This window comes from Synechococcus sp. Lug-A (assembly GCF_024345655.1).
Taxonomy (GTDB): Bacteria; Cyanobacteriota; Cyanobacteriia; order PCC-6307; family Cyanobiaceae; genus MW101C3.
Window position 1 is genome coordinate 70,823 of sequence record NZ_JAGQBN010000004.1, and the last position, 24,672, is coordinate 95,494.

38 protein-coding genes and 1 tRNA gene are annotated in these 24,672 nt (G+C 65.9%); 32 read left to right on the top strand and 7 right to left on the bottom strand.

Features of this window, described 5'->3' with window-relative positions:
• Nucleotides 1-58: 58 nt before the first annotated feature.
• Together KBY86_RS04320 and KBY86_RS04325 are read left to right on the top strand one after the other, a co-directional pair.
• Entirely contained in the window at nucleotides 59-307 is a 249-nt protein-coding gene (locus tag KBY86_RS04320) for a DUF2839 domain-containing protein (RefSeq protein ID WP_094514216.1), read from the top strand.
• 145 nt (nucleotides 308-452) lie between these two features.
• Complete coding sequence (locus tag KBY86_RS04325) at nucleotides 453-851, top strand: DUF1815 family protein (protein ID WP_094514218.1); 399 nt, start codon at nucleotides 453-455, stop codon at nucleotides 849-851.
• A 396-nt stretch (nucleotides 852-1,247) separates the two neighbouring features.
• Here KBY86_RS04325 and recA read toward each other — a convergent pair whose 3' ends face one another.
• The 6 genes from recA to KBY86_RS04355 form a co-directional block, all read right to left on the bottom strand.
• On the bottom strand, nucleotides 1,248-2,450 hold the full coding sequence (gene recA / locus KBY86_RS04330) for a recombinase RecA (protein WP_094514224.1): 1,203 nt from the start codon (nucleotides 2,448-2,450) through the stop codon (nucleotides 1,248-1,250).
• Nucleotides 2,451-2,598: 148 nt separating this feature from the next.
• Nucleotides 2,599-3,348, bottom strand: coding sequence for an HAD family hydrolase (locus KBY86_RS04335; RefSeq protein WP_255140355.1), 750 nt, complete (start codon nucleotides 3,346-3,348; stop codon nucleotides 2,599-2,601).
• 25 nt (nucleotides 3,349-3,373) lie between these two features.
• Nucleotides 3,374-3,445: transfer RNA gene (locus KBY86_RS04340), tRNA-Gln, on the bottom strand.
• A 155-nt stretch (nucleotides 3,446-3,600) separates the two neighbouring features.
• A complete protein-coding gene (locus tag KBY86_RS04345; protein WP_255140356.1) occupies nucleotides 3,601-5,307 on the bottom strand; it encodes an AAA family ATPase in 1,707 nt (568 codons plus the stop codon).
• Between the two features lie 32 nt (nucleotides 5,308-5,339).
• A complete protein-coding gene (locus tag KBY86_RS04350) occupies nucleotides 5,340-6,434 on the bottom strand; it encodes an LdpA C-terminal domain-containing domain (protein WP_255140397.1) in 1,095 nt (364 codons plus the stop codon).
• Nucleotides 6,424-6,885, bottom strand: coding sequence for an NAD(P)H-quinone oxidoreductase subunit N (locus tag KBY86_RS04355; RefSeq protein ID WP_094514235.1), 462 nt, complete (start codon nucleotides 6,883-6,885; stop codon nucleotides 6,424-6,426). The genes KBY86_RS04350 and KBY86_RS04355 overlap by 11 nt, the downstream gene beginning before the upstream one ends.
• 425 nt (nucleotides 6,886-7,310) lie before the next feature.
• On the opposite strand from KBY86_RS04355, the gene rplC reads away from it, so the two are divergent.
• From rplC to prfA, 30 genes are all read left to right on the top strand, one after another.
• The gene (gene rplC / locus KBY86_RS04360; RefSeq protein ID WP_094514239.1) at nucleotides 7,311-7,958 is read left to right on the top strand and encodes a 50S ribosomal protein L3; all 648 of its coding nucleotides are present in this window, start codon (nucleotides 7,311-7,313) and stop codon (nucleotides 7,956-7,958) included.
• 11 nt (nucleotides 7,959-7,969) lie between these two features.
• Nucleotides 7,970-8,605, top strand: a complete 636-nt coding sequence (gene rplD / locus KBY86_RS04365; protein ID WP_094514242.1) for a 50S ribosomal protein L4 — start codon at nucleotides 7,970-7,972, stop codon at nucleotides 8,603-8,605.
• Nucleotides 8,598-8,900 (top strand): 50S ribosomal protein L23, encoded by a 303-nt coding sequence (locus tag KBY86_RS04370; protein ID WP_255140357.1) that lies wholly within the window; start codon nucleotides 8,598-8,600, stop codon nucleotides 8,898-8,900. Before rplD ends, KBY86_RS04370 begins: the two co-directional genes overlap by 8 nt.
• Before the next feature lie 15 nt (nucleotides 8,901-8,915).
• Nucleotides 8,916-9,779 carry a 50S ribosomal protein L2 gene (gene rplB / locus KBY86_RS04375; protein WP_094514251.1) on the top strand — a complete coding sequence of 288 codons (864 nt, stop codon included), beginning with the start codon at nucleotides 8,916-8,918 and terminating at the stop codon, nucleotides 9,777-9,779.
• A gap of 35 nt (nucleotides 9,780-9,814) precedes the next feature.
• A complete protein-coding gene (gene rpsS / locus KBY86_RS04380) occupies nucleotides 9,815-10,090 on the top strand; it encodes a 30S ribosomal protein S19 (RefSeq protein ID WP_006173352.1) in 276 nt (91 codons plus the stop codon).
• Between the two features lie 13 nt (nucleotides 10,091-10,103).
• The gene (gene rplV, locus KBY86_RS04385; protein ID WP_094514255.1) at nucleotides 10,104-10,463 is read left to right on the top strand and encodes a 50S ribosomal protein L22; all 360 of its coding nucleotides are present in this window, start codon (nucleotides 10,104-10,106) and stop codon (nucleotides 10,461-10,463) included.
• A gap of 19 nt (nucleotides 10,464-10,482) precedes the next feature.
• Complete coding sequence (rpsC, locus tag KBY86_RS04390; protein WP_094514258.1) at nucleotides 10,483-11,211, top strand: 30S ribosomal protein S3; 729 nt, start codon at nucleotides 10,483-10,485, stop codon at nucleotides 11,209-11,211.
• A 16-nt stretch (nucleotides 11,212-11,227) separates the two neighbouring features.
• Complete coding sequence (rplP, locus tag KBY86_RS04395; protein ID WP_094514261.1) at nucleotides 11,228-11,689, top strand: 50S ribosomal protein L16; 462 nt, start codon at nucleotides 11,228-11,230, stop codon at nucleotides 11,687-11,689.
• Between the two features lie 2 nt (nucleotides 11,690-11,691).
• Complete coding sequence (gene rpmC, locus KBY86_RS04400; RefSeq protein WP_094514264.1) at nucleotides 11,692-11,907, top strand: 50S ribosomal protein L29; 216 nt, start codon at nucleotides 11,692-11,694, stop codon at nucleotides 11,905-11,907.
• A gap of 14 nt (nucleotides 11,908-11,921) precedes the next feature.
• On the top strand, nucleotides 11,922-12,173 hold the full coding sequence (rpsQ, locus tag KBY86_RS04405; protein ID WP_094514265.1) for a 30S ribosomal protein S17: 252 nt from the start codon (nucleotides 11,922-11,924) through the stop codon (nucleotides 12,171-12,173).
• A 12-nt stretch (nucleotides 12,174-12,185) separates the two neighbouring features.
• Nucleotides 12,186-12,551 (top strand): 50S ribosomal protein L14, encoded by a 366-nt coding sequence (gene rplN / locus KBY86_RS04410; RefSeq protein ID WP_094514267.1) that lies wholly within the window; start codon nucleotides 12,186-12,188, stop codon nucleotides 12,549-12,551.
• Between the two features lies 1 nt (nucleotide 12,552).
• A complete protein-coding gene (gene rplX, locus KBY86_RS04415) occupies nucleotides 12,553-12,909 on the top strand; it encodes a 50S ribosomal protein L24 (protein WP_094514269.1) in 357 nt (118 codons plus the stop codon).
• Between the two features lie 116 nt (nucleotides 12,910-13,025).
• Nucleotides 13,026-13,565 (top strand): 50S ribosomal protein L5, encoded by a 540-nt coding sequence (gene rplE, locus KBY86_RS04420; RefSeq protein ID WP_094514273.1) that lies wholly within the window; start codon nucleotides 13,026-13,028, stop codon nucleotides 13,563-13,565.
• A 20-nt stretch (nucleotides 13,566-13,585) separates the two neighbouring features.
• The gene (gene rpsH / locus KBY86_RS04425) at nucleotides 13,586-13,987 is read left to right on the top strand and encodes a 30S ribosomal protein S8 (protein WP_094514276.1); all 402 of its coding nucleotides are present in this window, start codon (nucleotides 13,586-13,588) and stop codon (nucleotides 13,985-13,987) included.
• A 15-nt stretch (nucleotides 13,988-14,002) separates the two neighbouring features.
• Nucleotides 14,003-14,542: a 50S ribosomal protein L6 gene (gene rplF, locus KBY86_RS04430; protein WP_094514279.1), complete on the top strand. Its 540-nt coding sequence runs from the start codon at nucleotides 14,003-14,005 to the stop codon at nucleotides 14,540-14,542.
• Nucleotides 14,543-14,574: 32 nt separating this feature from the next.
• On the top strand, nucleotides 14,575-14,940 hold the full coding sequence (rplR, locus tag KBY86_RS04435; RefSeq protein WP_094514283.1) for a 50S ribosomal protein L18: 366 nt from the start codon (nucleotides 14,575-14,577) through the stop codon (nucleotides 14,938-14,940).
• A gap of 13 nt (nucleotides 14,941-14,953) precedes the next feature.
• Nucleotides 14,954-15,598, top strand: a complete 645-nt coding sequence (gene rpsE, locus KBY86_RS04440; RefSeq protein ID WP_255101352.1) for a 30S ribosomal protein S5 — start codon at nucleotides 14,954-14,956, stop codon at nucleotides 15,596-15,598.
• A gap of 5 nt (nucleotides 15,599-15,603) precedes the next feature.
• Nucleotides 15,604-16,053: a 50S ribosomal protein L15 gene (gene rplO / locus KBY86_RS04445; protein ID WP_094514288.1), complete on the top strand. Its 450-nt coding sequence runs from the start codon at nucleotides 15,604-15,606 to the stop codon at nucleotides 16,051-16,053.
• A gap of 142 nt (nucleotides 16,054-16,195) precedes the next feature.
• Nucleotides 16,196-17,515 carry a preprotein translocase subunit SecY gene (gene secY / locus KBY86_RS04450; protein WP_094514291.1) on the top strand — a complete coding sequence of 440 codons (1,320 nt, stop codon included), beginning with the start codon at nucleotides 16,196-16,198 and terminating at the stop codon, nucleotides 17,513-17,515.
• 82 nt (nucleotides 17,516-17,597) lie between these two features.
• The gene (locus KBY86_RS04455) at nucleotides 17,598-18,146 is read left to right on the top strand and encodes an adenylate kinase (RefSeq protein WP_255140358.1); all 549 of its coding nucleotides are present in this window, start codon (nucleotides 17,598-17,600) and stop codon (nucleotides 18,144-18,146) included.
• Nucleotides 18,147-18,192: 46 nt separating this feature from the next.
• Nucleotides 18,193-18,306: a 50S ribosomal protein L36 gene (gene rpmJ / locus KBY86_RS04460; RefSeq protein ID WP_006173336.1), complete on the top strand. Its 114-nt coding sequence runs from the start codon at nucleotides 18,193-18,195 to the stop codon at nucleotides 18,304-18,306.
• 97 nt (nucleotides 18,307-18,403) lie between these two features.
• The gene (rpsM, locus tag KBY86_RS04465; RefSeq protein ID WP_094514420.1) at nucleotides 18,404-18,769 is read left to right on the top strand and encodes a 30S ribosomal protein S13; all 366 of its coding nucleotides are present in this window, start codon (nucleotides 18,404-18,406) and stop codon (nucleotides 18,767-18,769) included.
• A gap of 63 nt (nucleotides 18,770-18,832) precedes the next feature.
• Nucleotides 18,833-19,225: a 30S ribosomal protein S11 gene (gene rpsK / locus KBY86_RS04470; RefSeq protein ID WP_006173334.1), complete on the top strand. Its 393-nt coding sequence runs from the start codon at nucleotides 18,833-18,835 to the stop codon at nucleotides 19,223-19,225.
• Between the two features lie 50 nt (nucleotides 19,226-19,275).
• Nucleotides 19,276-20,214, top strand: a complete 939-nt coding sequence (locus KBY86_RS04475) for a DNA-directed RNA polymerase subunit alpha (RefSeq protein ID WP_094514422.1) — start codon at nucleotides 19,276-19,278, stop codon at nucleotides 20,212-20,214.
• 52 nt (nucleotides 20,215-20,266) lie between these two features.
• Nucleotides 20,267-20,617, top strand: coding sequence for a 50S ribosomal protein L17 (gene rplQ, locus KBY86_RS04480; RefSeq protein ID WP_094514299.1), 351 nt, complete (start codon nucleotides 20,267-20,269; stop codon nucleotides 20,615-20,617).
• Nucleotides 20,614-21,465: a tRNA pseudouridine(38-40) synthase TruA gene (gene truA / locus KBY86_RS04485; protein WP_255140398.1), complete on the top strand. Its 852-nt coding sequence runs from the start codon at nucleotides 20,614-20,616 to the stop codon at nucleotides 21,463-21,465. Before rplQ ends, truA begins: the two co-directional genes overlap by 4 nt.
• A gap of 194 nt (nucleotides 21,466-21,659) precedes the next feature.
• Nucleotides 21,660-22,112, top strand: a complete 453-nt coding sequence (rplM, locus tag KBY86_RS04490) for a 50S ribosomal protein L13 (protein ID WP_094514307.1) — start codon at nucleotides 21,660-21,662, stop codon at nucleotides 22,110-22,112.
• Nucleotides 22,109-22,516 carry a 30S ribosomal protein S9 gene (gene rpsI, locus KBY86_RS04495; RefSeq protein WP_094514311.1) on the top strand — a complete coding sequence of 136 codons (408 nt, stop codon included), beginning with the start codon at nucleotides 22,109-22,111 and terminating at the stop codon, nucleotides 22,514-22,516. The genes rplM and rpsI overlap by 4 nt, the downstream gene beginning before the upstream one ends.
• An 8-nt stretch (nucleotides 22,517-22,524) precedes the next feature.
• Entirely contained in the window at nucleotides 22,525-22,803 is a 279-nt protein-coding gene (rpmE, locus tag KBY86_RS04500; protein WP_094514314.1) for a 50S ribosomal protein L31, read from the top strand.
• A gap of 102 nt (nucleotides 22,804-22,905) precedes the next feature.
• Nucleotides 22,906-24,003, top strand: a complete 1,098-nt coding sequence (gene prfA / locus KBY86_RS04505; protein WP_255140359.1) for a peptide chain release factor 1 — start codon at nucleotides 22,906-22,908, stop codon at nucleotides 24,001-24,003.
• A 54-nt stretch (nucleotides 24,004-24,057) separates the two neighbouring features.
• Here prfA and KBY86_RS04510 read toward each other — a convergent pair whose 3' ends face one another.
• Nucleotides 24,058-24,555, bottom strand: coding sequence for an HNH endonuclease (locus KBY86_RS04510; RefSeq protein ID WP_094514316.1), 498 nt, complete (start codon nucleotides 24,553-24,555; stop codon nucleotides 24,058-24,060).
• Between the last annotated feature and the right edge of the window lie 117 nt (nucleotides 24,556-24,672).

Sequence of the window (24,672 nt, forward strand, 5' to 3'; positions counted from 1 at the left end):
GCTGCAGATACGCCCGGTGGCCACCTCTACGCTGCACCGCAGTGGGAGCAGAACGGTCATGGGTGAAGCAAGGCGGAGGGCGCAACAGGGTCTGCCACCACGCCAGAAGGCCAAGCCATCCGCAGCCAAGGACGCCTCACCACGCCTGGTGGAATGGTTTCCGCTCACGCGCGACCAGGCCGATCGCTTCGTGAAGCTCACCACCCGCGGCGCCTGGGTCGGCATTGGCTCACTGGTCCTCTTCTGGGTGGTCGTGCGCTTCATCGGCCCGGCCGCCGGCTGGTGGCAACTGTCCGACACCCCCTGAGACATCGCCCTGACATCCACCCCCTGGCCGCCGCAGGCGCTCCTGCTGAGCGCCACAGACGTCACCGCCTGCTGACGCGCCACTATGAACGGTCGCAACAATCGGAAGAAAACCTTATGATCGGGCGGACCAACGGTTCCGCGTGATGTTTACCCGTCTGGCTGAGCAATACCGCTCGCTGGCTCAGGATCTCGTCATGAGCCTTCAGGCTCTTGCCAGCAGCCTGCAGCGCAAAGGGCTGGTGGCCACCTGCTACGTCTGCGGAGACGGCCAGGAGCGGCAAGGCGCTTCCTTCGTCGCAGACCTGGGGGATACCCACACCATCCGCTTTCTGGTGTCTGACTGCGGCATCAGCTGGGTGGAATCGCGCAATGGTCACGAGCTGGTACGGCTGGACGGGGCCGATGCGATCCAGGAACTGCAACGGGTGACCGCCTTCCTGCAACAGGTTCCCGCCGACGGCAACGCCATAAAGACTGCGGACCAACGGCAGGCTGTGCTGATCAGCGCAACGTCCCAACCCCTCGAGGAATTGGTGGGGTGACCAGCTCGGCTGAGCGGATGAGCCGCTGGCGTTCTGGGGACAGTCGACCCACGGGTGTACGGCTCTGCTCAACTTCTGAGCTGCAGAGCTGCTCGTGTACTGACCGAAAGGCTGGTTCTTCGGAAGGCTGAATTGAGCCCAGGCGAGGCCCAGGACGCCTCAGCACTGGACCGGTGAGCTGGACAGCTGACTGGGAATCGGAGGGAGCGTTCCAGCTGCGGCCAGCTTTCAGGCCGATGGCTGGCCGCAGCTGGCTCTCGTTGCCGTCGAGACTTCACCTGGATTTCCGCACCACGCTGGGGCGATCCGGGCTCTCTGTCGATGCCCGAATCACCCTTTCAATCCCCCGCCCCGCTGATACGGCTGGAATGGTGGGGCTGGGCCTGCGGCCTGCCCTCAGCGCGCAGCCAGACCAGCCACCTCCACGGCGTCATCCGCGTCGGAGCCGTCGTCGGCCTCAGCCTCAGCCGCAGCCAGCTTTGCCGCCGCCGCCGCCAGGGGCTTGACGGAATTGGCCGTCACATCGGCGCCTTCGGTGAGCTTGCGGCGCACGATCGCTTCGATCGCCTCCTTCTGGGTGGGGTTCTGCTCCAACCAGGTGATGGTGTTGTCGCGCCCCTGGCCGATGTTGTCGCCCTCGTAGCTGTACCAGGCACCCTTGCGGACCACCACGGCCGTTTCCTCGGCCAGATCCAGCAGACAGCCCAGGGTGCTGATGCCGCGGCCAAAGAGAATGTCGAACTCAGCGATGCGGAAGGGGGGCGCCACTTTGTTCTTCGCCACCTTCACCTTGGCCCGGATGCCGTACTCCTCGGTGCCACGCTTGAGGGTCTGAATGCGGCGGATGTCGAGGCGAACCGAGGCATAGAACTTGAGCGCGTTGCCTCCCGTGGTGGTTTCCGGGTTGCCGTAGGTCACCCCGATCTTTTGCCGCAACTGGTTCAGGAAAATCACCGTGCAGCCGGATTTGCCGATGTTGCCGGTGATCTTGCGCATGGCCTGACTCATCAGACGGGCCTGACTGCCCACCGCCAGGTCGCCCATCTCCCCTTCGATCTCCGCGCGTGGGGTGAGCGCCGCCACCGAGTCGACCACAACGATGTCGACGGCCGCAGAACGCACCAGCTGATCCACGATCTCGAGCGCCATTTCGCCGGTGTCCGGCTGGGAGACCAGCAGGTTCTCCACATCGACCCCGAGGGCCGCCGCATAGACCGGATCCAGGGCATGCTCGGCGTCGACGAAGGCCGCCACGCCACCACGGCGCTGGGCTTCGGCGATCGCATGCAGCGTGAGCGTGGTTTTCCCCGAACTCTCGGGGCCGTAGATCTCCACCACCCGGCCCTTGGGATAGCCGCCACCGAGGGCAAGATCAAGAGTGAGCGCGCCGGTGGAAACGGTTTCGACCCGCATGCGGGAAGCATCCCCGAGGCGCATGATCGAACCCTTGCCGAAGTTGCGCTCGATCTGACCGAGTACGAGGTCAAGGGCCTTGTCGCGGGCGGCGGCGGCGGAACCGAGGGCGGCGGCCGACGATCCGGCGGCGGCGGAGCGGGGATGAGCGGCCCTGAGGTCGGTGCTCTTGGGGTCGGCAGGCATGGTCAACGGTGGGTGAGAGAACAGGCCGCTGATCGAGACGTCCGAAGCGGGACATCCTGCGGCCTCAAAGGCACAGGTGCCACCGAATCGGGTGGACGTATCAGGCCGGCGCGCCGGACAGGAATTAGTACAGGCGTACGCTAGCGGATCAGGGCCAGGTCGCCAAGGGGGCCGCGAACCGCTCCGGGCGGAGCAGGGCGATGCCCGGCGGCAGGCCGGTCAGATCAGCCGCGCGCACGTACCCCCACGACACCAGAAAGCAGCGCACGGAGGTCAATCCCGGCGTGGCCCGCACCTGCTCCAGGGTGGGGCGCCTGTCTTCGATGAACCAGATCGGCCTGTTCAGCGACCGCAACTGGAGCAGAACCTCCGGCTTCGGCCCCTGCTCATGACCGAACAGCTGCCAGGGCTCAAGGCCCTCGGCAGAAAGCAGCTCAGCGGCGAAGGCCGCCCCCTTGGTGGTCAGCACCGCCCAATCGGCCGCCTCGCCGCGCAGGGCCCGCAGCCGCTCCGGCACGCCGGGGTAGGGGCGGTGCAGTGCAAGCCAGGCGCGGCGGTCGGTGGCGATGGCCTCGCGGCGCACGAGCTCCAGCACCTCCTGCAGCTGGGAGGGCTGCCACTCCCAGCGCTCCAGAGCACGGTCCAGAGCACCGCCGTAGTCAGCCAGGGTGTCGCTGAGCCGATGGTCGTCGCGGCCCAGCTCAGCGGCCAGCAGCACCATCTCCCAGCCCTTGTGGATCAGGGGCCGCAGCTGGGCAAAGCCGGGCGGCGCCGACACGGGCAGGTGAAGGTCGGGGCGCAGCTGCAGAGCAGCCCGGCGGGCGCTCCACCAGTACTCGGCCATGCCGTCGACCAGCACCCCGTCAAAATCGAACACCAGCAGGGGGCTGGAGGACACAGGGGAGCTCAAAGGAGTGTCAGAACTGGGCCGCTAGGATTCGAACCTAGGAATGGCGGGACCAAAACCCGCTGCCTTACCACTTGGCGACGGCCCAACGCGCAGTTGTGGGGTGGTCCGGGGAAGAGGGCCCGCAGGCCGCCAACGCAGTGGAACACCCGACGCCCGGGATCCAGATAGTTACCCACAGCGAGCCGTCCTTCGTCAATCTCCCGCTGTGCCGACAGGGATCACGGCAGCTGATGGCAGCGCTCAGCGCGGGAACACACGCAACCGCAGCTCCCCGCCGCTGCCGAACTCGGCACAGCGCAATCCATAGCGGCGCACCTGCTCCGCCTGAATCTGGCGGACGCGGGCGCTGCGGGGCAGCAACTCCACCGGGCAGCCGCGGGGCACCACCACCTGCTCCACAGCCAGACGGCATTCCTCCATGGCGCCGTAGGCGTCGTCCGGCAGTACCTGCAGCGGCGCCACCCCATCCGGCTGGCGCCGCCGCAGCAGCCGCTCGAGACCTCGCTGGATCTGATGCAGGCTGTCGGACTTGATCACCAGGATCGGCACGCCGTGGAGCTGGGCCTGCCGCCGCACCTCCGGGTCCTGGCCCAGCTGGTTGCGCACGGTGAGCACCGCATCCGCCTGCTCCAGATCAACAACCTGCTCAACGGCATAGCGGCGGCTGCGCACCGCCTGATCCAGCAGCGCAGCGCTGATGCCGCAGCTGAACAGGCGCAGGGTCGTCGCTGCCGGCTCCACCGCTGGGCGCCGGTGCGGTGCGGGCATGGATGGGTCGGGCAGAGGCACCGGCGCCAGGGGCGGGGCCGGATCCGGCCGCCGTAGCTCGCGGCGTGGCGCTGGTAGCTCCGCGCGCGTCAAGCGGGGTGGGGCCGGAGGAGTGGCCGCGTCTTCGAGCCGCACGCGGCCGAAAGCATCGCATTCGCGCACCTGGGGGCGGGCAGGCTGCCCCCGAAGCTGGAAATCCACCGTGCGGGCCACGTCACGGTGCACCAGCCAGCGGCTGCGGCTGTGCATCTCCACCGCCAGCGGGAAGGTGGGGTCGGCGCAGCGCTCCAGCACGGTCTTCTGGGAGCCGCGCCGCCGCGCTTCCTCATCACCGAGCGTGACCGACTGAATGCCGCCGATCAGGTCGCAGAGGGTGGGGTTCTTGATCAGGTTGGCCAACTCATTGCCGTGGGCCGTGGCCACCAGCTGCACCCCCCGTTCGGCGATCGTGCGGGCCGCCTGAGCCTCCAGCAACGTGCCGATCTCATCGATCACGATGACTTCCGGCATGTGGTTCTCCACCGCCTCGATCATCACCTGATGCTGCAGCTCGGGGCGCGCCACCTGCATGCGGCGGGCCCGGCCGATGGCGGGGTGGGGAATGTCACCGTCGCCGGCGATCTCGTTGCTCGTGTCGATCACCACCACGCGGCGTTCCAGGTCGTCCGCCAGCACACGGGCAATCTCCCGCAGGGCCGTGGTCTTGCCGACACCGGGACGCCCCATCAGCAGCAGCGACTGACCGGAATCCAGCAGATCCCGCACCATCGCCACCGTGCCGTACACAGCGCGGCCCACCCGGCAGGTGAGACCCACCACATCGCCGGTGCGGTTGCGGATGGCGCTGATGCGGTGCAGGGTGCGCTCGATGCCCGCCCGGTTGTCGCCGCCGAAATGGCCGAGCCGTTCCACCACGGCCGCCAGGTCCGAGCGGTCGATCGGCTGATCGGTGAGGGCAATGGCGCGCCCGGGGTAGCGGGCCTCAGGACAACGACCAAGATCCAGCACCACCTCGAGCAGCTGGTCGCGGCTCTCCGCGGCGGCGAAGGCCTCGCGCACCCGCTCCGGCAGCACCGCCAGCAGCGCTTCGAGATCGTCGGTCACCCGTTGCGGCGAAAGGGCGACCTCAGGGGCGCCGGCGTGAGCCAGGGCGAGGGGGGCAGCGTCGGGAGCTTGCATGACCCATCACTCCAGGACTGCCGTTCTAGCCATCAGGAAGCCAGCCACGGGCCGACCAGCGCCCGGGCCCTTGCCAGCGCCTCGGTCCAGAGGTCCGCATCGTCAAGCAGCCGTGTGCCCCGCCGCTCGGCCTCCACCAGCAGCGGCTGCAGCTGACGGCGGGCCATTCCACCGAAGGCCACACCGGCGCTGAGGCGCCGCGCCTCCGCCGCCGAGCCCGCCAGACGACGCAGCAGCTCCAGGGTGTGGGCGTTGGTGCCACCCGCCAGTTGCAGGGGCCCCGGTGGTGCCGAGGGCCGCAGCGCCGCCAGCAGCCGCACCGCGGCATGGGCCGTGCCGTCCCCCACATCGCCGCTCATCGGCCGGCCATCGAGCTGCCAGAGGGGCCGCAACCCCGCCGCTCTAAGGCGCGCGAACCGCTGCCAGAGCTCCGCCGCTAGACCCTCCACCCCTGGACGTTCCATGCCTGCAGATTCCGCACCTGAACCGTCCACGCCGTCAGCCACCGCCTGCCTGCGGCCGTTGGAGGGCGCTTCCCAGCCACAACTCACCGACAGGCGCTGCAGGGGCAGTCGCGCAGCTACCACCTGGTCGAGACGCTGAGCGAAAGCGGCGCCTCGGCCCGGCTGGGTGTGAATCTCCACCGCATCCGGCCGCAGCGCTGCCAGCAGAGGGGTCACAGCCTGCGCCGGCAGCGCATGCTCCCTGGCCGCGATCAGGCCGAGGGGGCAGGCCGGCAGGCAGCGGCCGCAGCCGTAGCAGCGCTCGTCGATCACACCGCCGCTCTCGCCGATGGCCAGGGCCGGGCACACCCGCGCGCAGGGTCGGGGGCAGGACGGCGGACAACGCTCCGGATCGAAGTGGGCCTTGCGGAAATGGGGGTCGGCGCCATCGCTGAGGCTCAGCATCAGCCAGGGGGGACAGCCGCCAGCGGAGCGCTCCAGACCCCAGGCGATGCCGCGCCGCGCTGCCACCACCACAGCGGGATCGGCAGCCACATCGATCGCCTGAACACCCGCCAGGGTGTAGATGCCGCAGAGATCGACGATCGCAGCCAGATCCTGGTTGCTGGCGCCGCAGATCAACTTGACCCAGCGGCCGGAGCGCAGCGCCTGCTCAGGCGGCAACGCACTGATCGAGCGGATGCCAGCGCAGCGACCTCGAGCCACCCATTTCCGCCACGATGCGCAGGCGCGGCTCCCTCTGGGTGAGCCCGCACAGGGCCGAGAGCTCTGCGGCGGAGAGCACCTGGGCTTCCAGCAGCCAGAGCAGGATCGGTTTGGTGCCTTCCAGCAGGGGGCCGAGCTGGGGCATCACCTGTTGGACGTCACCGACGGCAGCGGCATTGCCAACGCTGTGGTGGCCAAGGTGCGGCGGACGGATGCCATGCGACTGGAGCAGGAACACTTCGGGATCGCCGAGGCCGCGGGCTGAAGTCATTTGTGCGCGGTAGCCGGCGGCGCGCAGACGCCGCATCAGCCGTGTCTCCGCACCACCTTCCAGGGGGGCATAGAGGGCCAGGGCACCAGCCTTCTCCAGATCCTCCCGAAAGCGACGGCCGGTAAGAAGGAGCGGCATGGAGGGCAATGCCAGGAACGGCGGCAGTCTGGCAGGACGCTTTCAGGAATAGGGGGTCGGACCATGCGGTACTGTGGATTCTTGTGCATGTGTTCTGTGCCCGTCCGCTAGCCGGGCCTCCGGAACCTTGCGCGGGTCCACCGCTGTCGGTGGATCCTCCCGGCCAGTTCGGCAACGAGCAGCTCTGCTGCCTCACCGCCGACGGGAAACTCGCCGTCCTCCGGCTACGGCCCGACGGAAAAGTCCCAGCCTGCTGTTTCGCCCACCGCTAGCCCCCGGCCCTGCCTGCCCGTCAGGCCATGGCCGGATGCTCCGTTTCCACGGGATCCAGTCAAGCGGATCCAGCGCGTTCATCGATTCAGCCTCCAGGCGGCCCGTCATCTCCGGATGGTCTCGGCCGTGGTCCTGCTGGCGTTCTTCCCCCCATGTCCATCGGCATCCTCGGCAAGAAATTGGGCATGTCCCAGTTCTTCGCCCCCGACGGCAAGTCCATCCCGGTCACCGTGATCGAGGCGGGCCCCTGCCGCATCACCCAACTCAAAACCCCTGCCACCGACGGCTACACCGCCGCTCAGATCGGCTTTGGCGACATTCGCGAGAAGCTCGTCAACCGCCCGGCTGCGGGTCACCTGGCCAAATCCGGCAGTGAGCCGCTGCGGCACCTCACCGAGTACCGGCTCGATTCTGTCGAAGGCCTCGAACTCGGTGGCACGATCACGGTCGAAGGCTTCGAGCCCGGCCAGAAAGTCGATGTCAGCGGTGACACGATCGGCCGCGGTTTCAGTGGTTATCAGAAGCGCCACGGCTTCAGCCGCGGTCCGATGACGCACGGTTCCAAGAACCACCGCGAACCCGGATCCACCGGCGCCGGCACCACCCCCGGTCGGGTCTACCCCGGCAAACGGATGGCAGGCCGCTACGGCGGCAAGCAGATCACCACCAAGGGTCTCGTCATTCTCAAGGTGGATGTCGAGCGCAACCTGCTGGTGGTGAAGGGTTCGGTGCCCGGCAAGCCCGGCGCCCTGCTCAACATCCGACCCGCTCGGCGGGTCGGTGACAAGGTCGCGAACTGAGGATGTCAGCCATGGTCAACTGTGTCGTTCGTGATTGGCAGGGCAAGGAAGCCGGCAAGGCCAGCCTTGATCTGAGGGTCGCCAAGGAAGCCTCGGCCGGCGGCCTGCTGCAGCGCGCGGTCGTGCGCCAGCTCGCCCACGCCCGCCAGGGCACGGCCAGCAGCCTCACCCGCGCCGAAGTGCGTGGTGGCGGCCGCAAGCCCTACAAACAGAAAGGAACGGGTCGTGCGCGCCAGGGCTCGATCCGCACCCCGCTCCGCCCCGGTGGCGGCGTGGTGTTCGGGCCCAAGCCCCGCACCTACAGCCTGGCGATGAACCGCAAGGAGCGTCGCCTGGCGCTGCGCACCGCCCTGATCAGCCGGGCCGCCGACATGGTGGTGGTGCAAGGCTTCGGCGCGGCGCTGGAGCAGCCGAAAACCCGCGAAATCGTCGCTGCTCTGCAGCGCTGGGACATCCCCGCCGGCGCCAAGGTGCTGCTGGTGCTGGATGCCCCCACCGATGTGGTCCGCCTGTCGGTCCGCAACCTCGAAAACGTGAAACTGATCGCCGCCGATCAGCTGAATGTCTTCGACTTGCTCAACGCCAGGAAGCTGGTGCTCAGCGAGGAAGCTCTCGCCAAGATCCAGGAGGTCTACGGAGATGACTGAACGTTTCGCCAACCGGCTGGCGGATGTGATCCGGCGCCCGCTGATCACCGAGAAAGCCACCCGCGCGCTCGAACTCAACCAGTACACCTTTGAGGTGGACCCCAGGGCTGCCAAGCCCGACATCAAGGCCGCCGTCGAGCACCTCTTCGATGTGCACGTCATCGGCGTGAGCACCATGAATCCTCCTCGCCGTGCCCGGCGGGTCGGACGCTTCGCCGGCAAGCGCGCCCAGGTGAAAAAGGCGGTGGTGCGGCTCGCCGCAGGCAATGCCATCCAGCTGTTCCCCGAGGCCTGAGGGTTCTGAATCGTTATGGCAATCCGCAACTACCGTCCCTACACCCCCGGCACCCGCACCCGGGTCGCCAGCGACTTCAGCGAAGTCACTGAGCGCAAGCCCGAACGCAGCCTGGTGGTGGCCAAGCACCGCCGCAAAGGCCGCAACAACCGGGGCGTGATCACCTGCCGCCACCGTGGCGGTGGCCACAAGCGCCTCTATCGCCTGGTGGATTTCCGCCGCGACAAGCACGGCGTGGAGGCCCGCGTGGCCGCCATCCACTACGACCCGCACCGCAACGCGCGTCTGGCTCTGCTCTTCTACACCGATGGTGAGAAGCGCTACATCCTTGCTCCTGCAGGGATTGAAGTCGGCCAAACGGTGGTGTCCGGCCCCGGATCCCCGATTGAAACCGGCAATGCCCTGCCGCTCTCCTCAATTCCTCTGGGCTCCGCTGTCCACAACGTCGAGCTCTACGCCGGACGCGGTGGCCAGATGGTTCGCACCGCCGGCGCCAGCGCCCAGGTGATGGCCAAGGAAGGCGATTACGTCGCCCTCAAGCTGCCGTCCACCGAGGTTCGTCTCGTGCGCCGGGAGTGTTACGCCACCCTCGGTGAAGTGGGCAACGCTGAAGTTCGCAACACGAGCCTCGGCAAAGCCGGTCGCAAGCGCTGGCTGGGGCGTCGCCCCGAAGTGCGCGGCAGTGTGATGAACCCCTGCGACCACCCCCACGGTGGTGGTGAGGGCCGCGCACCGATCGGCCGCTCCGGCCCGGTCACCCCCTGGGGCAAACCGGCCCTGGGCCTCAAAACCCGGAAGCGGAACAAACCCAGCAATCGGTTTGTCCTGCGGAAACGTCGCCGCACCTCCAAACGGAGCCGTGGCGGACGGGATTCCTGATGGTCAACACTGTTTTGCTGTCTGCTTAAACCGCCATGGGACGTTCACTCAAAAAAGGACCATTCGTCGCCGACCACCTGCTGCGCAAGGTCGAAGCGCAGAACAGCGCTGGCGACAAAACCGTGATCAAAACCTGGTCGCGGGCTTCCACCATCCTGCCGATGATGATCGGCCACACGATTGCCGTTCACAACGGCAAGAGCCACGTGCCGGTGTATGTCACCGAGCAGATGGTGGGCCACAAGCTGGGGGAATTCGCCCCCACCCGCACCTTCCGGGGTCACATCAAAGACAAAAAAGGTGCCCGTTAAGGAGCGACACACCATGGCCAACCCTTCCCCCAGCTCAGAAGCCCGCGCCCACGGCCGCTACATCCGCGGATCCGTTTCCAAGGTGCGCCGGGTGCTCGACCAGATCCGCGGCCGCTCCTATCGCGAGGCGCTGATCCTGCTCGAGTTCATGCCTTACCGCTCCACCGGACCGATCACCAAGGTGCTCCGTTCGGCGGTCGCCAATGCGGAACACAACCTTGGTCTTGATCCCGCTTCCCTGGTGATCAGCACCGCGATCGCCGACATGGGTCCTTCCCTGAAGCGATTCCGTCCCCGCGCCCAGGGGCGGGCTTACGCGATCAAGAAACAAACCTGCCACATCAGCATTGCTGTGGCGTCCACTTCCGCCTGACCCCCGAGGACACCGCCCGATGGGACACAAGATCCATCCAACCGGATTGCGCCTGGGGATCACCCAGGACCACCGCTCCCGCTGGTATGCCCCCAGCAAGACCTATCCGATTCTTCTCCAGGAAGACGATCGGATTCGTCGCTTCATCCACAAGAAATACGCCAGCGCCGGCATCTCCGACGTGCTGATCGCCCGCAAGGCCGATCAACTCGAAGTGGAGCTCAAAACGGCACGCCCCGGCGTGCTGGTCGGCCGCCAGGGCAGCGGCATCGAAGAGCTTCGTGCCGGCATCCAGACCACGCTCGGCGACCGCCAGCGCCAGGTGCGCATCAATGTCGTTGAGGTGGAGCGGGTCGACGCTGACGCCTACCTGCTGGCCGAATACATCGCTCAGCAACTGGAAAAGCGGGTCGCCTTCCGCCGCGTCATGCGGATGACGGTGCAGCGCGCCCAGCGGGCCGGTGTGCTCGGGCTGAAAATCCAGGTGAGCGGTCGTCTCAACGGCGCCGAAATCGCCCGGACGGAATGGACCCGCGAAGGCCGCGTGCCCCTGCACACGCTGCGCGCCGACATCGATTACGCCACCAAGGTGGCCACCACCACCTACGGGGTGCTGGGCATCAAGGTCTGGGTGTTCAAAGGAGAGGTGCTTCCTGGGCAGAAGGAGCAACTGCCCGCTGGTGGAGCACCCAGGCGCCGGAGCAGCCGGCGGCCCCAACAGTTCGAAGACCGCTCGAACGAGGAGTGATCAGGAGGCCTGAACCATGCTGAGTCCCAAACGCGTCAAATTCCGCAAACAACAGCGAGGTCGCATGCGCGGCGTCGCCACCCGGGGCAACACGATTGCCTTCGGTGAGTTTGCCCTCCAGGCCCAGGAATGTGGCTGGATCACTTCTCGCCAGATCGAAGCCAGTCGTCGGGCGATGACCCGCTATGTCAAGCGGGGAGGAAAGATCTGGATCCGGATCTTCCCCGACAAGCCGGTCACCATGCGCCCCGCCGAAACCCGTATGGGTTCCGGTAAAGGCAACCCTGAATTCTGGGTGGCGGTGATCAAGCCCGGCCGGATTCTCTTTGAGATGGGCGGGCCTGAAATCACCCCGGCCATCGCCAAGGAGGCCATGCGCCTGGCGCAGTACAAGCTGCCGGTCAAGACGAAGTTCCTCGCCTTGGCCGACCAGGAGCCGGAAGCTTCCCCCGAACCCTCTCTCGCCCTGGAGTCCTGAACATGGCACGTCCTGCCATCGCCGAGGTGCGAACCCTCACCGATGCCGAATTGGTCGAACAGATCGGCGGTTGCCGCCGTGAGCTGTTCAACCTTCGCTTCCAGCGGGCCACCCGCCGGCTGGAGCAACCGCACCTGTTCAAGCAGAGCCGCACCAAGCTGGCTCAGCTGTTGACGGTGCAGCAGGAGCGGCAACGCTCCGCTCCCTCCGCCTCCTGATCCCCCACCACCCCATGGCACTCAAGGAAAGGGTCGGCACCGTCGTCAGCGACAAGATGGAAAAAACGGTGGTGGTCGCGGTGGAGAACCGCTTCCCCCATCCCATCTATCAAAAGACCGTCAGCCGCACCACCCGCTACAAGGCCCACGACGAAGACAACCGTTGTCGGGTCGGTGATCGCGTCCGCATCACCGAAACCCGTCCCCTCAGCCGCACCAAGCGCTGGGCGGTGGCGGAAGTTCTCACCCCATCCGGCGCGAGCTGAGGAGGTCACACCATGATTCAGCAGGAAACCTTCCTCAATGTCGCTGACAACAGCGGCGCCAAGCGCATCCAGTGCATCCGTGTGCTGGGCACCAACCGCCGGTATGCCCACGTCGGCGATGTGATCGTCGCTGCCGTCAAAGACGCCATGCCCAACATGGGGGTGAAGAAGTCGGACGTCGTCAAGGCTGTGGTGGTGCGCACCCGCGCCACGCTGCGCCGCGACACGGGCAACTCGATCCGCTTCGACGACAACGCCGCCGTGATCCTCGGCAACGACAACAACCCGAAGGGCACGCGTGTGTTCGGTCCGGTCGCCCGTGAACTGCGCGAGCGCAACTTCACCAAGATCGTGTCACTCGCCCCGGAGGTGATCTGAAATGGCCGCCGCAACACCCCAGCCACGGCCCGCCAAGCGGGTCAAGATGCGCATCCGCAAAGGCGACACCGTCAAGGTGATCGCTGGCAAGGACAAGGGAAAAACCGGTGAAGTCCTGCGCACCCTTCCTTACGAGAACCGCGTGGTGGTGCAGGGGATCAACCTGCGCACCCGTCACGTGAAGCCCACCCAGGAAGGCGAAACCGGCCGGATCGTCACGGAAGAAGCCTCTGTGCATGCTTCGAATGTGATGGTGTTCTCCACCAGCCAGAACGTTCCCAGCCGTGTCGCCATTGCCATCCAGGCCGACGGCACCAAGAAGCGCCGCCTCACCAAGACCGGCGAACTGCTCGATTGAGCACATCCTCGATTCGGTGGCCTCGGCCATGGAGTCACCTCCCCCGCCCGTCCCTGCACTCCCCGTTCCTGTCCGCCTTCTGACAACGCCCAGAAGCGAATTTCCCCCACCCCGCCATGTCACTCAAACAGCGCTACCGGGAGACGATCCAGCCCAAGCTGCTGAAGGATCTCAGCCTCTCCAACATTCATGAGGTTCCCAAGGTGATGAAAGTCACCGTGAACCGAGGTCTCGGCGAGGCCGCCCAGAACGCCAAGGCCCTTGAGGCTTCGATCGCTGAACTGGCCACGATCACCGGTCAGAAGGTGGTGGTGACCCGTGCCAAGAAGGCCATCGCCAGCTTCAAGATCCGCCAGGGCATGCCGATCGGCGTCGCCGTCACCCTTCGTGGTGACCGGATGTATGCCTTCCTCGAGCGCCTGATCCATCTGGCCTTGCCCCGCATCCGCGATTTCCGCGGTGTGAGCCCCAAGAGTTTCGATGGACGGGGGAATTACACCCTTGGAGTCCGGGAACAGATCATCTTTCCGGAAATCTCCTACGACAAGATCGATGCCATCCGGGGCATGGACATCACCATCGTGACCAGTGCCCGTAACGACGAAGAGGGCCGGGCCCTCCTCCGCGAGATGGGAATGCCGTTCCGCAGCAACTGAGCCCTCTTCGGACCCCCAACATGGCCAACCACGACCCGATTTCAGACATGCTCACCCGCATTCGTAATGCGAGTGAGAAAAAGCATCAGACCACCAAGGTGCCTGCTTCCCGCCTGTCGCACAGCATCGCCAAAGTGCTGCAGCAGGAAGGGTTCATTGCCCAGATCAGCGAAGAAGGTGAAGGGGTGCAAAGGCATCTCGTTCTTGAGCTGAAATACAGCGGCAAGCATCGTCAACCCACGATCCGCTCCGTCAAGCGCGTCAGCAAGCCGGGTCTGCGGATCTACAAGAACACACGTCAACTCCCCAAGGTGCTGGGTGGTCTCGGCGTCGCGATCATTTCCACCTCCAAGGGTGTGATGAGCGACCGTGACGCCCGTAAGCAGGGTGTCGGCGGTGAAGTCCTCTGCTACATCTACTGAAAAGGGAGTTGATTCATGTCACGTATTGGTAAAGCACCGATCCCGATCCCCGACAAGGTGACCGTGAGCCTCAACGGCCTCTCGGTCCATGTCAAGGGGCCCAAAGGCGAACTGAACCGCACCCTCCCTGAAGGTGTCCAGATTCGCCAGGAAGACAACACGCTCGTTGTTGCCCCTTCCACAGCCACCCGCCGCTCGCGGGAGCGCCACGGACTCTGCCGTACGCTGGTGGCCAACATGGTCGAAGGGGTGAGCAAAGGCTTCACCCGCAAGCTCGAAATCGTGGGCGTGGGCTACCGGGCCCAAGTTCAGGGTACGAAGCTCGTGGTGAGCGCCGGCTACAGCCACCCGGTCGAAGTGGTGCCCCCCGAAGGCATCGTCTTCACCGTGGAGGGCAACACCCAGGTGCTGGTCTCCGGTTTCGACAAGGAACTGGTCGGCAACGAAGCGGCCAAGGTCCGCGCCATTCGTCCTCCTGAGCCCTACAAGGGCAAGGGCATCAAGTACGAGGGCGAGCGCATTCTGCGCAAGGCCGGCAAAACCGGTAAGAAATGAGGCCTGCCTGAGCGTCCCACCCCTCCACTCCCATGTCCACCGTTTCCCGCAAAGCCCAGACCCAGAAGCGTCACCGCCGTCTGCGTCGCCATCTCACCGGATCCGCCGCCCGTCCGCGGCTGGCTGTGTTCCGCTCCAACAATCACATCTACGCCCAGGTCATCGACGACGACGCACAGAGCACGCTCTGTGCCGCTTCGACGCTCGACAAAGATCTGCGCACCAGCCTGACCGCCAGCTCCACCTGCGATGCCTCCGTGGCCGTGGGTCAACTGGTGGCCCAACGTGCCCTCGCCAAAGGCATTCAACAGGTGGTGTTCGATCGTGGCGGCAACCTCTATCACGGCCGTGTCAAGGCCCTTGCCGACGCTGCCCGTGAAGCGGGCCTTCAGTTCTGAACCGGATCCAACCATGACCGAAATCAACGAAACGATCCAGTCCAGCGACGTGCCAGCGGCGGCTGAAGGCCAGCCCGAACAGCGGCGCGGTGGCGGTGGCGGCAAAGGCGGCGATCGTCGCGGCGGCAGCGGCGGTGGTCGCCGTGGTGAAGGGCGGCGCGGCGGTCAGGAGCGCGACTCCGAATGGCAGGAGCGTGTGGTCCAGATCCGCCGGGTCTCCAAAACCGTCAAAGGCGGTAAGAAGATGAGCTTCCGCGCCATCATCGTGGTCGGCAACGAACGCGGTCAGGTGGGTGTGGGCGTCGGTAAGGCCGGCGATGTCATCGGTGCCGTCCGCAAGGGCGTGGCCGACGGCAAGAAGCACCTCGTCAAGGTTCCGCTCACCCGCACCAGCTCGATTCCCACCGAGAGCCGTGGGGTCGATGGCGCTGCCAGCGTGCTCATGCGCCCGGCCGCCCCGGGCACCGGCGTGATCGCAGGCGGCTCCATCCGCACCGTGCTTGAGCTCGCGGGCATCAAGAACGTGCTGGCGAAGCGCCTGGGCAGCAAGACGCCCCTCAACAATGCCCGCGCCGCCATCGAGGCGCTGCAGGCGCTCCGCACCCACAAGGAAACCGCCAAGGAACGGGGCATCTCCCTCGAGCAGATTTACTCCTGAGCCCCATGACCCACACTCTCCAGTCCCTCAAGCCCCAGGCCGGTGCCCGGCGCCGCAAGCTCCGCAAAGGCCGCGGCATCGCCGCCGGTCAGGGTGCCAGCTGCGGCTTCGGCATGCGCGGACAGAAGTCCCGCTCCGGCAGCCCCACCCGCCCCGGCTTTGAAGGCGGCCAGATGCCGCTCTACCGGCGGGTCCCCAAGCTCAAGCACTTCCCACTGGTGAACCCCAAGTCGTTCACCGTGCTGAACGTGGCCAAGCTGTCGGGCCTCAAGGCCGGCAGCACCGTCAACCTGGATGTTCTGGTGAAAGAAGGGCTGGTCACCAGCCCCAAGCACCCTCTGAAGATCCTCGGCGACGGCGATCTCAGTGTGAAACTGACCGTTCAGGCTGCTGCTTTCACTGCGTCTGCCCGTGAAAAGATCGAAGCCGCTGGTGGAACCTGCGAGCTCACCTGACCCCATCTCCACACCCCGCCAGCCATGCTGGTGGGGTTTCCTGGTCTCAGAGCCGTCTGCCACCGTCCTGCGGAACGGCAGGCGGCTTTCGTGTCACTCCGCAGCGTCTCCTTTCTGCCTCCCCACCGCCTGAGAACACACCATGCTCCTTAGCCGGGGGCGCAATCCCAGCGCCGGCGAAATCCTCACCCAGCTGATCCAGTCCAAGGGTCTCCGTGACCGGGTGCTCACCACGCTTGGCTTGCTGCTGTTGGTGCGCCTGGGGATTTACATCCCCGTTCCCGGCATCGACCGGGTGGCCTTCCAGCAGTTCATCCAGCAGGGCGGCCAGCTGATCGGCTTCCTCGACATCTTCACGGGTGGGGGCATCTCCACCCTTGGTGTGTTCGCGCTTGGCATCCTGCCGTTCATCAACGCCTCGATCATTCTTCAGCTCCTCACGGCGGCGGTGCCCCAGCTGGAGGACCTCCAGAAGAACGAAGGGGAAGCCGGCCGGCGCAAGATCGCTCAGATCACACGCTATGTGGCACTGGGTTGGGGGATCCTGCAGAGCACGGTCTTCGCCCTGATCCTGCGGCAATACGCCATCCCGGGAGTGTCCGCTCCTGTGTTCGTCATCCAGACCTCCCTCGCACTTGTGGCGGGATCGATGGTGGTGATGTGGATCAGCGAAGTGATCACCGAGCGGGGGATCGGCCAGGGAGCGTCGCTGGTGATCTTTGTGAACATTGTGGCCACGCTGCCGCGTGCCCTTGGCTCCACCGTGGAGCTGGCCCAGAGCGGCGACCGGGCCACCGTGGGCGGAATCGTGGTGCTGGTGCTGATTTTCCTGGTCACGATCGTTGGCATCATTTTCGTGCAGGAAGGCAGCCGTCGCATCCCGATCGTGAGCGCCAAGCGTCAGGTCGGACAAAACACCCCCCTTTCCGCGCGTCAGAGCTACCTGCCCTTGAAGCTCAATGCCGGTGGGGTGATGCCGATCATCTTTGCGTCAGCCGTGGTGTTCCTGCCCCTCACCATCGCCAACCTCACCCGCGCCCCCTGGCTGATCCAGCTGGCCGGCTACCTCAGCCCCAACAGCAGCACGCCATGGCTTTATGCCCTGCTGTTCTTCGCGTTGATCATCGGCTTTTCGCTGTTCTACGCCACCCTCACGATCAATCCGGTCGACATCGCCACCAACCTCAAGCGCAGCGGTGTAGCCGTTCCGGGTGTGCGTCCCGGCTCTGCCACTGCCATTTATCTCAGTGGCGTGCAGAACCGGCTCACCATCCTCGGGGGTCTCTTTCTCGGTGCGGTGGCAATCATTCCCTCGGCTGTGGAGGGCGCCACGCAGGTGCGCACCTTCCAGGGTCTGGGGGCCACCTCCCTGCTGATCCTGGTGGGCGTTGCGATCGACACCGCCAAGCAGGTCCAGACCTACGTGATCTCGCAGCGCTACGAGGGGATGGTGCGCCAGTGACGCGTCCCACCCCTTCCAGGGCTCCCCAGGTCATCGCCACTCCCCCGCCCCTTCTCTGGTTTCCGCTCATCCGCCCCCTTCCATGAAGCAGCGCATTCTTTTTCTCGGCCCCCCAGGAGCCGGCAAGGGCACCCAGGCCGAGCGTCTCGCGGCCAGCCACAACCTCCTGCACCTCTCCACCGGCGAGTTGTTGCGCGCCGAAGTGGCTGCGGGCAGTGCGCTCGGCCAGGAAGCGGAGGCCGTGATGGCCCGTGGCGAACTGGTCAGCGACACCTTGGTGCTGGCGATCGTTCGTGCCCGTCTGACCTGCTGCAACGGCGGCTGGCTGCTCGATGGTTTCCCACGCAACCTGGCCCAGGCCGATCTCCTCCAGCAACTGCTGGAGGAGATCGGCCAACCGATCGAATTGGTGGTGCTCCTGGCCCTCGATGACGAAACCCTCGTGGAGCGCCTGCTGGCACGCGGCCGCGCCGACGACAACGAAGCTGTGATCCGCAACCGTCTTGTCGTCTACAGCGATCAGACGGAGCCTTTGATCGCGTACTACCGCGCCAAGGGGCTGCTCAGTTCCGTCGAGGCCACTGGCACGGTCGAGGCGATTGCCGAGCGAATCTCCGCTGTTGTGGGTTGAGCGCTGTGGTACGTTGTCTGTTTGGAAATTTGGAGCACCGCTGCTCATGAAGGTGCGTGCCTCGGTCAAGAAAATGTGTGACAAGTGCCGGGTGATCCGCCGCCATGGCCGGGTCATGGTGATCTGCACCAACCCCAAACACAAACAGCGCCAGGGCTGACCTGCGCTGTTCCCGCCTCATTCATCTGCGCCCTCTTGGGCGCACCACCCAGCCCACCGTGGCTGGGCTCCCCTCTGCCCAACTGAATCGTTTCTTCGTGGCTCGGATTGCCGGTGTCGATATCCCTCGTGACAAGAGGGTTGAGATTTCTCTCACTTACGTCTATGGCATCGGCTTGACCCGTGCCCAGAAGATCCTGGCCAAGGCCGGTGTCAGCCCGGACATCCGGGTGAAAGACCTTGACGACGCTGACGTGCAGAAACTGCGCGCCGCAGCGGAATCCTTCACCCTCGAAGGCGACCTGCGCCGTCAGGAGGGCATGGCGCTCAAGCGTCTGCAGGACATCGGCTGCGTTCGTGGCCGCCGCCATCGCATGGGCCTGCCGGTCCGTGGGCAGCGCACCCGCACCAACGCACGCACCCGCCGCGGCGCGCGCAAAACCGTGGCCGGCAAGAAGAAGTAATCCTCTCGCCCAGCGCCTCATCGGCGTCAGTCCTTCCCAGTCCCCTACCCCAGGCCCCTGTCCATGGCGAAGCCAGCCAAGAAAACCGGCGCAAAGAAAACCAAGCGGAATGTGCCCAACGGCGTGGCACACATCCAGAGCACCTTCAACAACACCATCGTGTCGATCACCGACACCGCTGGCGAGGTGATTTCCTGGTCGTCTGCCGGGGCCAGTGGCTTCAAGGGAGCCCGCAAGGGCACCCCGTTCGCCGCCCAGACGGCCGCCGAAGCTGCCGGCCGCCGCGCCCTCGAGCAGGGCATGCGGCAGATCGAAGTGCTGGTGCGCGGGCCTGGATCTGGCCGTGAAACCGCCATTCGTGCTCTGCAGGTGGCAGGTCTTGAGATCACCCTGATCCGTGATGTCACCCCGCTGCCTCACAACGGTTGCCGGCGCTCCAAGCGCCGCCGGGTCTGAGTCGCTTCACTTCCAAGCCCTCGGGCATTCCTCTTCACCACCTTCAGGCCGTGCATCAGTATCAGATCGATCGCGTCGAGCATCAGATCGGCGAAGACCGCTCCCAGACGGGCGTCTTTGTGATCGGGCCCCTCGATCGCGGCCAGGCCATCACCCTGGGCAACGCCCTGCGTCGGGTGCTCATGGGTGGGATGGAAGGCAGTGCGATCACGGCCGTGCGCATCGCCGGCGTGAACCATGAATACGCCACGGTGCCGGGTGTCCGCGAAGACGTTCTCGACATTCTGCTGAACTGCAAGGAAGTGGTCGTCAGCAGCCGCAGCCGCGATCTTGAGATCGGCCGGCTTGTGGCCACCGGCCCCGCCACCGTTACCGCCGGTGACCTGCAATTCTCCTCGCAGGTTCAGGTGATCGACCTTGAACGGCCGATCGCCACCGTCGCGGAAGGCCACAGCCTCGAGCTTGAAGTGCACGTGGAGCGGGGTGTGGGCTATCGCCCCGTCGACCGTCACAACGAAGACACCAGCGCCATCGACCTGCTCCAGATCGATGCCGTGTTCATGCCGGTGCGGCGGGTGAACTACACCGTCGACGAAACCGCTGTCGGCGAAGGCGGCTCGGCGCGGGAGCGGCTGCGGCTCGAGATCCACACCAGCGGCGCGATCACCCCCGACGACGCCATGGCCCAGGCCGCCAATCAGTTGATTGCCCTGTTCCAGCCGCTGGCCAGCCTCACCATCGACGACGAGCCGGGCGTGGAGCCGGAGCCCTCTGCGGAAAGCCAGATCCCTCTGGAAGAACTCAACCTGTCCGTGAGGGCTTACAACTGCCTGAAGCGTGCCCAGGTGAACTCGGTTTCCGATCTCATGGGCTTCAGCTACGAAGACCTCCTCGAGATCAAGAACTTCGGTTCCAAATCGGCCGACGAGGTGATCGAAGCCCTTGAGCGCATCGGCATTTCTCTGCCCCAGAGCCGCACCACGGCCTAGACCCCGCTTCGCTGCGCGATCTCTCCCCTTCGACGTACACCACCCCGGAACCATGCGCCACCAATGCCGAGTCCCCCTTCTTGGTCGCCCAGCTGACCAACGCAAGGCACTGCTGCGCGGACTCACCACCCAGTTGATTCGCGAAGGCCGCGTCACCACCACCAAGGCCCGGGCCAAGGCCCTGCGTGACGAGACCGAGCGCATGATCACCCTGGCCAAGGAGGGCACCCTGGCGGCCCGCCGCCGGGCCATGGGCTACATCTTCGACAAGCAACTGGTCCACTCGCTCTTCGACAAGGCCCAGGAGCGTTACGGCGACCGCCAAGGTGGCTACACCCGCATCATCCGCACGGTGCCCCGGCGCGGCGACAACGCCGAGATGGCCATCATCGAGCTGGTCTGACAACGCCGCGCCGCATCGCCCTCTGTCTTCAGTACGAGGGCTCCTGCTATCACGGCTGGCAACGGCAGCCTCATCAGTCCAGTGTTCAGAGCACCCTGGACCAGGCCATTGCTGCGCTTGAGCCCCCACCTTCACCCTCCACAGTTGCGGCAGGCCGCACCGATGCAGGTGTTCATGCCGCAGGTCAGGTGGTGCATTTCGATGCCACAGGCCCGATTCCTGCCCACCGCTGGCCCGCCGCGCTGAACGGACGCCTACCTGCGAGCATCCGCGTGCTTGCCGCCTCGGAGCAGCCTCAGAGCTGGCACGCCTGCTTCTCCGCCACCTACCGGCGCTACCGCTACACCCTCTACAACGGGCGCACTCCCAACCTCTTCCTGGCGCCATTCACCTGGCATCGCTACCGCCACCGGCTCGATGAGAACCGGATGCGTGCTGCGCTGGAAGGAATGCTCGGCACCCACAACTTCGCCGCTTTCCAGCGGGCCGGGAGCAGCCGCCCCCATGCCCGCACCACCGTTCAGGATGTGAGCCTTGAGCGCGACGGTGACCTGATCACCGTGGAGATCCAGGCCAGTGGCTTCCTGTACGGCATGGTGCGCCTGGTGCTGGGCCAGCTTGTGGCTCTCGGGGAGGGCCGGCTCAGCCTGGAGCAGTTCGAGCACCGTTGGCGCACCGGAGCGCGCGCTGAGGTGAAGGAAGCGGCACCGCCCCAGGGTCTCTGCCTGCTGCGGGTTGGGTACCCACAGCCAATCTTCCCAATGAGCGCATGGTATGATTGCCAACCGCGATTCAGGTTGAGAAGCCAGGATCCGCCGGAGTTTTCGCCTCTTTCGCCCAGCTCCTGAAACCAAGTCCAGCGGGCCTTTCGCGGCCGCCTCCAAGGGATTTACCCAGGAGCTGGAGAAGGCGACGGTCTAGGCTCCGGATCAGCGATGGGCTCAACGTTCTCTCCATGCGGAGACAACAGGGCCACCTCCCTCCTGTCCAGCCCCCCCATTCAGCGGGATGGCGCAATCCCTCCGTCCGGCCTGCCGGTGCAATGAACAAGACCTCCGTCCCCTCTCCTGATTCCCTTGATCGCCAGTGGTACCTGGTTGATGCAGAGAATCAAACGCTCGGCCGTCTGGCCAGCGAGGTGGCCAGCGTGCTGCGCGGCAAGAACAGCCCTTCCTTCACCCCTCACCTTGATACCGGCGATTTCGTCGTGGTCGTCAACGCCGACAAGGTGCGTGTGAGCGGCAACAAGCCCGAGCAGAAGATCTACCGGCGCCATTCCGGCCGCCCCGGCGGCATGAAAACCGAAACCTTCGCCGCCCTGCAGGCTCGCCTCCCTGAGCGCATCGTTGAGAAGGCGATCAAGGGGATGCTGCCCCACAACGCCCTCGGGCGGCAGATGTTCCGCAAGCTGAAGGTCTACAAGGGTGCCGAGCATCCGCACGCCGCTCAGCAGCCCCAGCCCCTGGCCCTCGATCCTTCCGCTTCCGCACGATGAGCACCTCCACCAATCGCGTCGTCTACTGGGGAACCGGCCGCCGCAAGACAGCCGTCGCCCGTGTGCGCGTGGTGCCCGGCACCGGCGCCATCACGATCAATGGCCGCCCCGGCGACAACTACCTGAACTACAACCCCAGCTACCTCGCTGCGGTCAAAGCACCCCTCGACACCCTCGGGCTGTCCACCGACTACGACCTGTTGGTCAACGTCAAAGGCGGCGGCCTCACTGGGCAAGCCGATGCGATCAAGCAGGGGGCTGCCCGTGCGCTTTGTGATCTCTCCCCAGACAACCGCAAACCGCTGAAGACCGAAGGCCACCTGAGCCGCGACCCCCGGGCCAAGGAGCGTCGCAAATACGGCCTCAAGAAAGCCCGCAAGGCTCCCCAGTTCTCCAAGCGCTGATCCACGTCATGCCCAAGAGCGACATCCATCCCACCTGGTACCCCGATGCCAAGGTGATCTGCAACGGAGAGGTGGTGATGACCACCGGCTCCACTCATCCCGAGCTCAACGTCGACGTGTGGAGCGGCAATCACCCCTTCTACACAGGCACCCAGAAGATCCTCGACACCGAAGGTCGCGTCGACCGCTTCATGCGCAAGTACGGCATGGCCAGCACCGACAGCGCCAAGAAAGCCACAGCACCGGCGGCCGAAGCAGTCAGCGAAACCCCTGCAGCCGACGCTTGAGACCCTGCCGGTCTGGCCTCCCACCCGGCACCGTGCTGATTTCACACCCACGGCCGGATGCTCCAGGGCATCCGGCTTTTTGCTGAGCGCGCCACCGCTGCCATGGACCCTGCCTTCCTCGCCGAACGTCTGGAAGCCGTCCGTCTGACCTTCACCACCCTGGAGCGGCAACTCGCCGATCCGGCGGTGGCCGCCGATCCGGCCCAGCTGCAGCACCTGGCCCGCGAACGGTCACGGCTCGAACCGCTGGTGCTCGATTACGCCTGCTGGAACGAGCTGCGGCGAGAGTGGACCCAGACCCGCCAACTGCTGAAGGAGAGCCGCGGCGACGCTGAACTGGAGCTGATGGCCCAGGAAGAGCTGGCGAGCCTGACGGCCCGGATCGGTGCCACCGAGGAACGCCTCACCCTCGCCTTGCTGCCAAGCGATCCCCGCGATGAGCGCAGCGTGATGCTGGAGATCCGCGCCGGCGCCGGCGGCGACGAAGCCTCGCTCTGGGCCGGGGACCTGGCCCGGATGTACGAACGCCATGCCCAGACGCTCGGCTGGCAGGTGCAGCCCGTCAGCGCGTCTGAAGCCGATCTCGGTGGCTACAAGGAGGTGATCCTCTCGATCCGTGGGGATGGGGTGTACAGCCAGCTGAAGTACGAAGCCGGCGTGCACCGGGTGCAGCGGGTTCCCGCCACCGAGTCGCAGGGGCGGGTGCACACCTCCACCGCCACCGTGGCCGTCATGCCCGAAGCGGATCCAGTGGAAGTGCAGCTTGACCCCGGCGACCTGGAAATCAGCACGGCCCGCTCAGGAGGCGCCGGCGGACAGAACGTCAACAAGGTGGAGACCGCCGTCGATCTCCTCCACAAACCCACCGGCATTCGCGTCTTCTGTACCCAGGAGCGCTCCCAGCTTCAGAACCGGGAACGGGCTCTGGCGATCCTGCGGGCGAAGCTGCTGGAGCGTGAACTGGCGGCCGCGGCCGCAGCCGAAAGTTCGCAGCGACGGGCCCAGGTCGGCAGCGGCGACCGCAGCGAAAAGATCCGCACCTACAACGTGAAAGACAACCGGGTGACCGATCACCGGCTCGGCCGAAACTTCGCGCTCGAGGCGGTCCTGCAGGGCCAGTTGGGCGAAGTGATCGCAGCCTGCATCGCCGCCGATCAACGCCGGCAACTGGAGCAGCTGGCGGCTGACGCAGCGGCGTGAACACTGATGGGCTGCTTGGCCCATCAGCGGGAGGTCCGTTGTCTGGCGCCGGCTTCAGGCCCCGATCACATACTTGGCCCACTCGCGACGGCCGGAGCGGATCTGGCGTGTGGCCTCGAAGTAGAGGGTGCTCACGGGCCGCCGCGGCACCCTTGCCAGTGGCATGGAGGCCTCGCGCGGGGTGCGGTTGCCCTTGCGAACGTTGCAGCGCAGACAGGCGGTGGTCACGTTTTCCCAGCTGTCGCCCCCTCCTCTGCTGCGGGGGATCACGTGATCGATCGACAGCTGATCGCCCTGATAGCCGCAGTATTGGCAGGAATGGCCGTCGCGCTGAAAGACATTGCGGCGGGTCAGGGGCAGCTCCTTGAAGGGCACGCGCACGAACTGGCGCAACCGGATCACCGATGGCAGCAGCAGATCGTCCCGCAGGATGCGGCTGCTGTCGTGTTCGAGGCCTTCCGCCTTCCCCTTCAGCACCATCACCGTGGCACGACGCCAGGTAGTGATGTTCAACGGCTCATAGGAGGCGTTCAGTACGAGAACCTGGCTCACGACGCTCTGTCGAGGGGAGGCATGCCAGACCTCCTGCGTGGCGGCATGCTAATGGGAGTTTCTGGTCCTGCTTCAGATCCGCTCCAGGTTCGCTCTACGCGGCTCCCTGCCACGCCC